This is a genomic window from Dysgonomonas sp. (assembly GCF_035323175.1).
Lineage (GTDB): Bacteria > Bacteroidota > Bacteroidia > Bacteroidales > Dysgonomonadaceae > Dysgonomonas.
This window is the reverse complement of record NZ_DAOKYH010000013.1, coordinates 34171-46920: the sequence shown is the minus strand read 5'-3', so window position 1 is coordinate 46920 and position 12750 is coordinate 34171. Positions and strand designations below refer to the sequence as shown.

The following is a 12750-nucleotide window of genomic DNA, read 5'->3' as shown; positions in this document are numbered from 1 at the left end:
TGACACGTCTTTTTTATAACAGATGTTTTAATTTTTTCATATTTAGAAACTTTATGCTTTTAGCAGACGTTTTAATGATCAAAGCATTTTAACTTTGCTTATGTTAAATAAACAACCTTGTTTCTCTAGAATAGAAACGGTATAGATTTCAAAAAAAACAATTTATATAAAGCTAAGATGAAGGCAAACGATTACGCTAAACTCGAGAAAGATTATGACTTCAAAAGGCATTACTTTAATAACACATTCTGGTGGAAAACACTACTGATGGTGCCACCTATATGTTTCTTGTTTGTAGGACTTGTAGGAATAATATACTTGTTCAATAGTGACATGCTCGTATCGTGGTATATTATCCCTTATCTTTTTTTGTTCACTGTTGGCACTATTTGGCTAAAAGCACTGAAAAGACACATATTGAAAGCTGCGATGGCTACAGAAGGGGCTTTTCATATTTGTCTTGCCACACCATTGGGAGACAAAGGTGACTACACTTATGCCGCATTTGCAAACAATACACGCCGACATGATAAATACTATATCACAAATCTGGTAAAAGAAATATCTCTTCACGACCTCTTGGCTAAACATGAAGTGTCTTTCAAAAAAGAAGCTATTCTTATACACGACGAAGAAAGTGACAGTGATATATATGTAAAAGCCTATCCTAAAAAAGAAATAAACAAACGGAATGCAGGATGGAGCTTAAGCGAGGGTTATTTTCCGGTGTTATATATAAACGACAAAAATGTTCCGATAATAAGAAGAAAAGATTTAGTGAGGAAATCATAATTCAATTTCATCTTAACAGGATTTTCACAAGTCTTTTATACCTTTGACACTCAAAATATCAAAGAACATAATTCATGGTTGAAAAAGACTCCAAAAACAAGAAATTTTCCACCCGCATTATCAGTGAAAAATTTTTCAAAAAAGATGTGCATGGTGCAATATCTATGCCTATTTATCGCAATGCTGCTTTCGAGTTTGCCGACTCTGAAAGTATAGCGGCTGCTTTTCAGTACAAAGAAGAGATCCCTTCACACACATATACACGCATAACGAACCCGTCTGTAGAAAATCTGGAACGAAAGATTAAAACAGCATCGGGAGCAGAAAACGTAATGATGGTAGCATCAGGAATGGCCTCAATCTCGAATACTTTCCTTACCATTGCTTATGCCGGAAGTAACATTGTGACATCACCTCACTTGTTTGGCAATACATTTTCGCTATTTAAATTTACCCTTGCGGCATTCGGAGTTGAAGTGCGCTTTGTAAACACCGACAATCTGGAAGAGATAGCGTCAGCTATAGACGAAAACACATGTGCCTTCTTTTGCGAATTAATTACTAACCCGCATTTAGAGATCGCCAATCTCCCCGAAATATCAAAGATATTGAGAGCTAGAAATGTACCTATGATCGTTGATAGCACTATTATTCCTTGGTGTGGCTTCGATGCCAGAAAAGCAGGTGTAGATATTGAGGTTGTTTCTACAACAAAATATATATCAGGTGGAGCTACGAGTATTGGAGGTGCAATCCTCGATTACGGTACGTTCGACTGGACGCACAACAAGCGTTTAGCTAATGTAGCAAAAACAGAAGGTGTATCTCAGTTCTCATTTAAGCTGAAACGTGAGATAGCCCGCAACATAGGGGCTGCAATGGATCCAGATACCGCCTATCAGCAATCGTTAGGTATGGAAACGCTGGAATTACGTTTCGAAAAAATGTCTGAAACGGCATATGAATTGGCGCAATTCCTTTCAGAACTGCCGGATGTTGTAAAAGTAGGTTATCCAAAATTAACCGGCTCTGCATATAAAAATATATCGGATTCCCTGTTTGTTGGTAATCCGGGTGCTATGCTGACATTTAGCCTGAAAGACAAAAAAGCTTGTTACGACTTCATGGATAAACTTTGCATTATCCGCAGAGCAACAAACTTGTTCGATAATAAAACATTAATTATACACCCCGACTCAACCATCTATGGCACATTTACACCCGAGATGAAGGAGATAATGGGTATAGAAAGTAATCTTATGCGCCTCTCTGTAGGTCTCGAAGATCCGGATGACCTTAAAGCTGACATATTGCAAGCTTTAGGTAAACAAAACTAATCTTGATTTTTAATTGTTATAAGATTATATCATTCAAAGAAAAAGTAGTACTTTTGTGCTCTGATTATGCGAAACGCAAATAATTGGGGCTAAATAGCTGATATAATGAAGATATTGATACTAAATGGACCAAATTTGAACCTGTTGGGAAAACGTGAACCGGAAGTTTACGGGAACATTTCTTTCGAAAATTATTTTACCCAATTGCAACAAAACTATCCAGATTGCGAATTATCTTATTTTCAGTCCAATCACGAAGGAGCTATTATAGACAAAATACATGAAACCGGATTTACATACGATGGCATTGTGCTCAATGCGGGAGCATATACGCATACTTCCATTGCCATACATGATGCCATAAAGGCTGTAACAACTCCGGTAGTTGAGGTGCATATCTCAAACATTCATACCCGTGAGAATTTCCGACACAAATCAATGATCGCTGCAGCCTGCAAAGGTTCTGTCGTTGGGTTAGGTCTGTTATCATACGAATTTGCTATCGACTATTTTCTGAAAGCAAAGAAAATATAAGATTGCAAGTGCAAATCTTTTAAAGAACTATATATTAAATAAAATTCCATTTATGACTCAGAAAAAAACGAAAATTGTAGCTACAATTTCAGACATGCGTTGTGATGTTGATTTTATTCGTGCATTATATAACGAAGGGATCAATGTTGTAAGGATGAACTCTGCCCACATGACAGAAGAAGGGTTTATCAAAGTAATGACTAATGTACGTGCCGTATCTTCACACATTGGTATTATGATGGATACTAAAGGACCGGAAATACGTACAACAGCTACAGCTTCAGGAGAAAAAATAGTTGTTAAAACCGGAGACAAAATCAAAGTTATCGGTGATATCAACATCCTATCTACTCCCGAGCAAGTTTCACTTTCATATCCAAGCATTATAGAAGACGTGCCGGTAGGCAGCACACTATTGATTGACGATGGAGAAACTGCACTAAAAGTAATCGACAAAACTGCAGAATATCTACTTTGCGAAGTACAAAACGATGGTACAATCGGTAGCCGCAAGAGCGTTAATATCCCTGGAGTAAAAGTAAACCTTCCTTCAATTACAGCAAAAGACAGAAGAAGCATTGAAATCGCTATCAAAAACAAAGCTGACTTCATCGCTCACTCTTTTGTAAGACATAAACAAGACGTATTAGACGTACAAAAGATTTTGGACGAATACAACAGCCCTATCAAAATCATCGCTAAGATTGAAAACCAAGAAGGTGTTGACAATATCGACGAAATCTACGAAACAGCTTATGGCGTGATGGTAGCTCGTGGCGACCTTGGTATTGAAGTTCCACAAGAAAAAATACCTGGAATCCAACGTTTGCTTATCCGTAAAGCCGTAGAATATAAAAAACCGGTTATCGTAGCAACTCAAATGTTGCACACAATGATCGAAAATCCACGTCCTACTCGTGCAGAGGTTACAGATATTGCAAATGCAGTATATTATGGAACAGATGCAGTGATGCTTAGTGGAGAAACTGCTTATGGTAAATATCCGATTGAGGCTGTTCGCGCTATGGCTCAAATTGCTGCTGCTGCCGAACAATCTAAATTAGAAGAAAAAGCAATGCCGGTTCCTTTCAAAGATAGAGAATACGGAAGAACATCATTCCTAGCTAAGCAAGCTGTTAAATCTTGCAACCAACTTGGGGTGAAAGCTATTGTTACAGACAGTATGACCGGACGTACAGCACGTACTCTTGCCGCATTCCGCAGCAAATGTCCTGTATATGCATTCTGCAACAAAGAAGAAGTTGCTCGCTGGTTATCTTTGAGTTACGGTGTAGATCCTCACTTCCAAGAAGATGCTGGTCTTACTAAAAACCACAAAGAATATTTCGTTAGAGCATTAAACCAACTTCAATTAGACGGAGTATTAAGCTCAGGTGACTATGTTACTTATTTGAGTGGAACTTTCTCTGATGGTAAAGGTGGAACATCTTTCCTTGAAATCGAAAAAGTTGGTGCTGTAATGGAACAAGGTGAGAAATTTTTCGTTCCTGTAGACTAATCGAACTTAAAATTTATTCATATAAAAGGGTGCTTCCAAAAGCACCCTTTTTATTTTGCATCTGTTGACTCTTCCTAAAATAGCTTAATATAAAAACCATTAATCTCGAAAACAATGAGAAATCATGTATATTTGAAACCGGACAAACGCAATACTAACAAAATAGACAAAGGCCCACAAAATGAAAATCCATATTTTATTATTTATTCTCCTTCTTTCGCCGATCGTTTATATCATTGGGCAAAATCATGATATTAATAAAATACTAAAAGAATTAGATGATGCTTTTGACAATCAAAACAAATACGACCAATTAAAAGAAGAACGTTTGAGCGAATTAAAAAAGAAAGTTAGCCTAACCCAATCTCTAGAAAAACAATACGATATAAATAAAATTATAGTAAATGAATATAATACGTACATAAGTGATTCTGCAATTTTTTATGCTGCTAGAAATGTAGAGATATCTAAAGCACTAAACAAAAAACGAGATGAAGATGAATCCCAGATATTACTTGCCAGAACATATGCCCGTGGGGGACTTTTTACTCAAGCAGAGGAAATATTAAAATCGATAAAAGTAAAAAAGTTACCTGATGATTTACGAGAAAAATATTATTCAGCCTATGCCCGTTCATATGAAGCACTGATAGATCATATAAATAATGAAAAGTACTCCGCTAGGTATGAAAAAAAGATGATCGCTTTTTTGGATTCAGCACGTCAAATATATTCAAAAGATAAAAATGACATCATTGATTATGTTTATATTGACTATTGGGAGAAGAAAACCGGACATCTTGAGCATCTATTAACTCTTCTACCAACATTAAATCCCGAGTCTCAAGATTATGCTATTATCTCTACTCTTATAGGAATAGAGTATTGGGAACGTGGTGATAATCTAGAACTGCCAATAATGTATTTAGCCCAAGCTTCTCTGGTGAATATCAAGTCTGCAATCAAAGATCCAATAATACTAATGAACCTAGCCCTCTTACTTCATGAAACTAACGATTCGGAGAGAGCTTATAAAATCGCAAAAAAAGCACTTAACGATGCAAATTTTTACAATTCAAAACATCGTAACAAAATCATATTAGAAACCTTTCCGATAATCGAAGAAACGTATCAAAACAAAATAATAGAACAAAGACAACATTTAACAATGTACCTTATTATTATGATAGCATTTGCTATCGGACTTCTTTTTACATGCCTTTGCGTATACAGACAAATTCGTATTATTAAAAAGAATCGGAAGCAACTAAAACTACTTAATGATAGTTTGGATAAAGCGAACAATATCAAAGAAGAATACATTGGATACTTTCTGAAACAATACTCGATTAATATAGAGAAATTGGAAGAATTTAAACAATCTGTATATCGAAAGATAAAAGCGGGCCAAACAAACGACTTATTGGCAACAATGTCAGTATCAACAAATACAAAAAAAGAAATAGAAGAATTATATAGCAATTTTGATATGGCTTTCCTTAATATCTACCCAAGCTTTGTGAATGAAATTAATGCCCTGCTAAAAGAAGAAGAACGATATAAATTAAAGTCAAATGAATTAAATACAGAGTTACGAATATTTGCTCTTATCCGCCTCGGAATAACAGATAATAAACATATCGCATCTTTTCTTCGCTATTCTATGCAAACGATATACAACTACAGGAGTAAAGTCAAAGCAAAAGCTTTGGCTGATAATGAAAATTTTGAAGAAAAAATAAAAAACATAGGAGCTATCATAAAATAACTTTACTTTAAGCACAATTCTAAAAACACACTACACACTAATATACAGATAGTTGATATCAACTAAAGAGAAAAAATATTTACCAAAGAACTACTTAATATAAAAAAGAGCACTTAGCGAGTATTGTAGGACTTACCTTTGCAGTCAAACAATTAAACTTACAAATACACTTTTTTACTACACTAAGAGAAATTGCCAACATGTAATCTATCCGAGTTAGAATTTATCTGGAGTATAACTTTATATGTTCATTGCTTGTAGAAATTTTACTTGTAAGATTCTTTACAGATATTCTTCTTTACGAATAATCTTTACCAGAAAAGATATTCTTTCAGAAAATCGCAAACTACAAATGAATAAATGCAGTAAGAGTTCCTAAATTCATTTTTATCATTATGAAAATAATTAATCTAAAAAAAACAATTCTTTTGGTTTTACTAATAATAGTAACGACTGTAGCAAATGCTCAAGTAACAATTGGATCTAACGCAGAACCGTCCAGTGCAGCTATTCTAGAAATTAAAACAATGCACAATGCGTCGCACATAATCTCTATTACCGACGACAGCAATATTACCTCAGACAAAGGAGGATTAGGTTTGCCTAGGGTAAAACTTGTAAATAGAAAAACATTGGAGCCATTCATTCAAGGATCAATAGACGATCAGACCAAAATGAAACATGTAGGGCTAACTGTATATAATATAAAACAACAAATTACCAACTCTATTGACGAGTCATTCGAACCAGGTACATACGTATGGGACGGGAAGCAATGGAACATATCAGGTGGTAAAGGAAGTGAAGGTGCTCGCTGGTTCTACCTTCCACCATTTCATCTATCTATAACCTTAGGCAGTGTAAATTCTGGAGAAATCAAATTACATGATATATATAAAAACCAATTTACCCAAACCGGGAATGGAGCATTTATATCTAGCGACACTAGCATAAATACAATACCATCTCCACTTAATGGTAAACTATATGAAAATAGTGAATTATACTATGTAGTTACTTATTATGATACGAGTATAATGTCTATAGCAAAAATAGATCCGGATGGCACAATGCACTATACAACCAATGGTACAGCTCCAAGCGCGAAATCATATATTAATGTTATAGCTATCGTAAAGTAGAAATATGATGAAAAAATATTTTATAATATGCATATTTCTCCTCCCTGTCATTTCAGCAAATGCACAAAGAGAGGGAACCTGGTGGCACTTTGGCTATAATGTAGGTTTCGATTTCACTGAGGTATTTAATGGCAATGCCACCTATCCAAAAGCTATATGCAATGCCCCCTTACGCCAGAACGAAGGGGTATTCTCTATCTCGGATAAAAATGGGAATTGGTTAATGAGCTCTGATGGAAAGTATGTCTACACTCCCGGAAGTATAAAAGGAGCCACTTTTCCTTTGCCAACGAATTCGGCAGATGGTGATTTTTCGATAAATAAAAACAATATATTATTTGGAAATTCCTCTGCTACCCAATCAGGTATCATGTGTCCAGTTCCGGGTGAAACGTCTTTGTACTACATTTTCACTATCGATGATAAGCAATCTAACCCCAGAAAAGGTATTAATTATTCTATTATCGACTTAGCTGCCAATAATGGAATTGGAGAACTTGTCACAGGCAAGATAAACAAATCAGTTACATATGGCTATCAAAAAAATAGTTTGACGGAAAGATACACGGCAGCAAACGTAATGGAGAATATTACATTAACACCCTCTAGTGATGGAAACTATTGGCTGGTAAGCATTTTCGGCAGTCATTTTCATGCATGGAAAGTCACGAAAGACGGAGTGTCGGATACCCCTGTATTATCTCTATCTTCATATGAGTTTGCCAGTACAACCTCTTCCAATTCTTATCGTGGAGGATTGGGACATATCCGAATATCTGCCGACGGAACCAGAATAGCATACGCTATAGATCAAGCAAGTAATACTACCCCTGTAGGGGTATTCGGAACAGCTTTTTTCAATAATTCTACAGGAGAGGTAACTTCGTCGAAACACGCCACTAAAAATATCGCAGCCTATGGTGTCGAATTTTCGCCATCTAACGAATGGTTATATCTGACAAATATGGGAAGTGCCGGCTTTATAAAGTTCAGTGACCTTGCCAATGGCTCTATGAACAACTATAGGAATATGATTACAACAGGCGAATTCAATGCAGTTATGGGACCCAAAGGTATTATGTACATGATCGTTAGAGGCAGTTCTACACTATATACAATAGATGACCCTAACAATCCAGACACAGCAGTACCGGCGAATACATACAAGGCACATCCTAATTTTTTTGCTTGTGAAGGAGCCAACGTTTATCCTTTTAATGGATTGCCTAATTTTATGCCAAGCTTTTTCTTAGTCAAAGCTCTTACAGGACCGACAGAACTATGTACAGGAGCAGAAGGTGAATTTATATTGGAGGCTGAACAGGGAACAAGTGGATATGGAGCTGAGTATATAGAATGGGATATGGGAGATAATACTAAATATTATACAGGAGACCACCCTTTAGCTGACCCATCAACCAAACCATGGCCAACAGACAATTTACATAAAATAAAACATACATATACATCTAGTGGAATTAAAACGATAAGAACAAACCCTTATAATTCTAATGGACTAATGCCCGACAAGGAAGTCACATTAAATATTACAGTCAAGGATTGCGTTACCTATATTTATATAAATCCCCACTTAAGAGCAAAAATTATACAATAACAATCCGTGAATAAAAAATAAAGGGTGTGATTACACCCTTTATTTTTTATTCACAATCTGTTCGGTCATTCGTTGAATCATTGTCAGGCTGAGAGACCAAAAGGAAATCGATAGGCTCTGAAGTCTCATTAGCAATATAATGCTTCACCATAGGCTCTATTAAGATGCCTTGCTGCTCATTAACAACTTCACGCTCGCCTTCAACGTAAAATATTGCTGTTCCTTTTGTCACAAAGAAGAATTGCCTTGCAAGAGAGTGGTAATGTAAAGTTTCTCTTGTATTTGCCGGCATGGTTTCAATTTTTACAGATAAAGAATCCCTACTCATTAGGATCCAACTGCTACATTTGTCTCCCCAAAAATAATGGGGTGCTGAATTTTTATCGACTGCTCTTCCCATGATAATTAAATTTAGATGTAACAATATGCTAAATATAAAAAATAAATTACATAAGAATGCTTTTTTAAGCAACAATTTATAAATAAATATCTTAGTTTTGCAGAATACACCGATATCTGCAGGCTATGACCAGAAAAGAATTGATACAATTAGTAGAACAAATTCTGGATGTAGAGAAGTACACAGAAGATCAATTGAATGAGATGTTAGAGTTATTACACAGAAATGTGCCCCACCCTGCAATATCTGATTTGATCTACTATGAAAATTTATCTTCGGAAGAAATTGTAGACAAAGCGTTAAATTATAAACCGATTCAGTTATAAACCATGTCATTGGAAAAGGACGAAGCTATAGAAAGCTATATTCTTTCTCGTATCGATCAAGAAAGCGAGCTACTCAAACAATTAAACAGGGACGCTCACGTAAATTTATTAAAGCCAAGAATGCTATCGGGACATCTGCAAGGGCGTATGCTCAAAATCTTTTGCAGAATGATGAATCCTAAATATATTCTCGAAATAGGAACTTATACGGCATACGCAACCCTATGTTTGGCGGAAGGAGCCGACAACGATGCAGAAATACATACCATAGAAGTAAACGACGAACTCGAGGACTTCATCTTAAAACACCTGCACAAATCGAAACTTAAAGATAAGATACATCTTCATATAGGAGATGCAATGGAAATAATCCCTCAGATAGACCGCACGTTCGATCTCGTATTCATTGATGCAAACAAACGCCATTACATTGAATATTATAATCTCATATTCGACAAGGTACGCCCCGGTGGACTTATCATTGCCGATAACACACTGTGGGACGGGCATGTACTGGAAACCCCGAAACCATCGGACAAACAAACCATCGGGATACAACAGTTCAATGACATGATAGCGAAGGATGACAGAGTAGAAAAAGTAATCTTGCCAATACGCGACGGATTGACATTGATATGGAAAAAATAAGAGTCAAATCTCCACAGACTTGAATGTACGGATAGATATATTAAAGTTGCTAACGATTTAAATAGCTTGCTACTTGTAACTATTTTGTATTACCTTTGTAAGCTAAAATAATTAAGGATGGATACGACCAGACAACAAAAGATAAACAGGCTCATCCAGAAAGAGCTGAGTGAGATTTTCAGAAAACAAACCCAACAGATGAAAGGTGTACTTGTAACAGTGAGCACTGTGCGTGTAACACCCGATCTAGGACTAGCAAAAGTATACCTGAGTATTTTCCCTTCCGAGAAAGGAAAAGAATTGCTTGAAAATATAAGAACCAATGTAAAAAGCATTCGTTTCGACTTGGGACAAAAAGTAGGTAAACAACTACGTGTAATTCCCGAGCTGGCTTTTTATCTGGACGACTCGCTCGATTATCTGGAAAATATAGACAGGCTTCTCAACAAGGATAATAACGAAGTAAAAGAATAAGCTTGAATCTTGCGCTGCACATAGCCCGCCGTTATCTTTTCGCAAAGAAATCGCATAATGCTATCAACATCATATCGATGATCTCGGTATGTGGGATAACTGTTGCCACAATGGCGCTGGTATGTGCTTTATCGGTTTTTAATGGTTTTACAGACGTAGTAGCAAACACATTCAGCGCTTTCGACCCCGAACTACAAATTACTCCGGCCAAAGGGAAAGTATTTGACCCGACAAGTAAGAAGATAGAAGAAATCAAAGCTTTGCCCGAAATAGAATTCACATCCGAATCACTGGAAGACAATGCTTTGATTAAATTCGCAGACCGACAAGAACCGATTATATTAAAAGGTGTATCAGCCAATTTCATCAATCTCGCCAACGTAAACAATCTGATTATAGATGGAAAGTTTTCGTTACGCGAAGGTGATATCGAAAATGGAGTTATAGGTGCAGGTATGGCCATGTTTCTTGGGGTAAGAGCCGGATTCCTCGACCCGGTAGAGCTATACGCTCCCAAACGAAACGAACGCATCAATCTGGCAAATCCGGCAACAGCATTTACTCAGTCAGAAGTATTCGTATCGGGTGTATTTGCACTCAATCAGCAGAAGTATGACGACCAAATGTTCATTGTGTCAATAGACTTGGCACGGGAACTCTTCCACTACGACAAAGAAATATCATCCCTTGACATAAAAGTAAAAGACGGTTATAATGTAGACAAGGTACACAATAAAATAAAGTCTATACTTGGCAAAGATGAACTATTGGTAAAGAACAGATTCGAACAACAGGCTGATCTTTATAGGATGGTAAACGTTGAAAAATGGGTTACATTTCTCATTTTATGTATCATTCTCATAATAGCAGTATTCAATGTTATAGGCTCGCTTACGATGCTAATTATAGAGAAAGACGAGGATGTCAGGATATTAAAAAGCCTCGGAGCAAACAATACATTGATCACACGGATATTTCTCTTCGAAGGCTGGCTGATCACATTTGTAGGAGCAGTTGTAGGTGTAACTCTCGGACTCACGCTTTGCCTGCTACAACAATACTTCGGATTATTGAAATTAGGCAATACTCCCGGAGCCTTTGTTATAGATGCATACCCTGTATCGGTACAAGCTTTGGATATTGTACTGATATTTGTTACTGTGAGTATCATTGGATTCCTCGCTGTAATCTATCCTGTAAATAATCTAAGGAAAAGGCTATAAGATCAGTTGCCAGAATTCGACATCAATCAGTTTCCCGAATTTAACTCCCGACTCCCTGAAATTGCCGACCAGTTCAAAGTTAAATTTTCGATGAAGTTTCCTGCTTGGATCATTGGGCAATGATATTACACCAATCAGTGAATGTATGTTTATATTTCGGGCTCTGTTTATCAGTTCCTGATATAAAATACTGCCCACTCCGCTTCCTATGGCATTGCGATCAAGATATACGCTTGTTTCTAGCGTTATATCGTAAGCTACACGCTCACGCCAATTGTTGAGATAAGCATAACCAATTATTTGCCCATCTTTCTCGTATACAAAATAAGGAAACCCCTTTGCCTGCACCTTGCCTATCCGCTTCCGGATATCTTCGTCAGTAACAAGGTCATACTCAAAGGTCACGACTGTTTCCTCAATATAATAATTATAGATGGCTGCTATCTGCGCAGCATCAGCGGGCGTTACATCTCTTATCATTCGATATAAAATAAATAATCTTTACTCTCCGGTATAAGGGGGAATTTCTTGTCCTTGACTTGGCACAGCAGGACTAGCAGCCACAATACTGTCTACAATAAACTTCGTATATCCCCGCCAAGGTAAAGCCCCGTAATATTCTTTGTAGTGCAGCTTCACATTCTGTCCACTGAGTGACATCAGTTTTATAGCCAACTCTTTATCTTCTATCGAAAATTGGAATTCATTGGATTGCAAACCTTGCTGTCCGGGACGAAATCCGGATTGAATCAGCTCTCCTTCGTAGGTTTTGAATATAATCCCCTTATGCTTCACATTGTTAAGCATACCGGCTTTTACCCCCGAATCACTATAAGGTACATAATAGCGGATATACAGGAAGGTAAAAAGACCTGCTATAAGGACTGCTAAAATTATAAGAACAACTCTTTTTGCCATAATATTATAAAATGTAAGATGGAACAAAAATTGAAGATGTTTTATTCTGAAAAC

General features: G+C 36.6%; 14 protein-coding genes. 11 read left to right on the top strand and 3 right to left on the bottom strand.

Features of this window, described 5'->3' with window-relative positions:
* Window positions 1-177: 177 nt before the first annotated feature.
* From PKC55_RS13915 to PKC55_RS13885, 7 genes are all read left to right on the top strand, one after another.
* Complete coding sequence (locus PKC55_RS13915; RefSeq protein WP_324373472.1) at window positions 178-792, top strand: hypothetical protein; 615 nt, start codon at window positions 178-180, stop codon at window positions 790-792.
* Between the two features lie 74 nt (window positions 793-866).
* The gene (locus PKC55_RS13910) at window positions 867-2129 is read left to right on the top strand and encodes a PLP-dependent transferase (RefSeq protein ID WP_291127159.1); all 1263 of its coding nucleotides are present in this window, start codon (window positions 867-869) and stop codon (window positions 2127-2129) included.
* 105 nt (window positions 2130-2234) lie between these two features.
* Window positions 2235-2663, top strand: coding sequence for a type II 3-dehydroquinate dehydratase (gene aroQ, locus PKC55_RS13905; protein WP_135107067.1), 429 nt, complete (start codon window positions 2235-2237; stop codon window positions 2661-2663).
* A gap of 52 nt (window positions 2664-2715) precedes the next feature.
* Complete coding sequence (gene pyk, locus PKC55_RS13900) at window positions 2716-4182, top strand: pyruvate kinase (protein ID WP_135107069.1); 1467 nt, start codon at window positions 2716-2718, stop codon at window positions 4180-4182.
* Between the two features lie 181 nt (window positions 4183-4363).
* Window positions 4364-5950 carry a SusR-related protein gene (locus PKC55_RS13895; protein ID WP_291127157.1) on the top strand — a complete coding sequence of 529 codons (1587 nt, stop codon included), beginning with the start codon at window positions 4364-4366 and terminating at the stop codon, window positions 5948-5950.
* Window positions 5951-6345: 395 nt separating this feature from the next.
* On the top strand, window positions 6346-7092 hold the full coding sequence (locus tag PKC55_RS13890; protein WP_291127155.1) for a phage tail-like protein: 747 nt from the start codon (window positions 6346-6348) through the stop codon (window positions 7090-7092).
* Window positions 7093-7099: 7 nt separating this feature from the next.
* On the top strand, window positions 7100-8707 hold the full coding sequence (locus tag PKC55_RS13885) for a hypothetical protein (protein ID WP_324373467.1): 1608 nt from the start codon (window positions 7100-7102) through the stop codon (window positions 8705-8707).
* A gap of 46 nt (window positions 8708-8753) precedes the next feature.
* Here the strand turns inward: PKC55_RS13885 and PKC55_RS13880 are convergent, their stop codons facing one another.
* Window positions 8754-8999 (bottom strand): cupin domain-containing protein, encoded by a 246-nt coding sequence (locus PKC55_RS13880; protein WP_245530981.1) that lies wholly within the window; start codon window positions 8997-8999, stop codon window positions 8754-8756.
* Between the two features lie 233 nt (window positions 9000-9232).
* Between PKC55_RS13880 and PKC55_RS13875 the strand changes: the two genes are divergently transcribed.
* The 4 genes from PKC55_RS13875 (at window position 9233) to PKC55_RS13860 (ending at window position 11778) form a co-directional block, all read left to right on the top strand.
* Window positions 9233-9433, top strand: coding sequence for a bacteriocin immunity protein (locus PKC55_RS13875; protein WP_135107076.1), 201 nt, complete (start codon window positions 9233-9235; stop codon window positions 9431-9433).
* A gap of 3 nt (window positions 9434-9436) precedes the next feature.
* Window positions 9437-10081 carry an O-methyltransferase gene (locus PKC55_RS13870; protein WP_291028484.1) on the top strand — a complete coding sequence of 215 codons (645 nt, stop codon included), beginning with the start codon at window positions 9437-9439 and terminating at the stop codon, window positions 10079-10081.
* 117 nt (window positions 10082-10198) lie between these two features.
* Window positions 10199-10555, top strand: coding sequence for a 30S ribosome-binding factor RbfA (gene rbfA, locus PKC55_RS13865; protein WP_006841989.1), 357 nt, complete (start codon window positions 10199-10201; stop codon window positions 10553-10555).
* Window positions 10556-10557: 2 nt separating this feature from the next.
* Entirely contained in the window at window positions 10558-11778 is a 1221-nt protein-coding gene (locus PKC55_RS13860) for an FtsX-like permease family protein (RefSeq protein ID WP_252638460.1), read from the top strand.
* Here PKC55_RS13860 and PKC55_RS13855 read toward each other — a convergent pair.
* Window positions 11773-12258 carry a GNAT family N-acetyltransferase gene (locus PKC55_RS13855; protein WP_283687421.1) on the bottom strand — a complete coding sequence of 162 codons (486 nt, stop codon included), beginning with the start codon at window positions 12256-12258 and terminating at the stop codon, window positions 11773-11775. The two genes, PKC55_RS13860 and PKC55_RS13855, sit on opposite strands and share 6 nt — an antisense overlap.
* A gap of 21 nt (window positions 12259-12279) precedes the next feature.
* The gene (locus tag PKC55_RS13850) at window positions 12280-12696 is read right to left on the bottom strand and encodes a hypothetical protein (RefSeq protein ID WP_252638458.1); all 417 of its coding nucleotides are present in this window, start codon (window positions 12694-12696) and stop codon (window positions 12280-12282) included.
* Window positions 12697-12750: the final 54 nt, after the last annotated feature.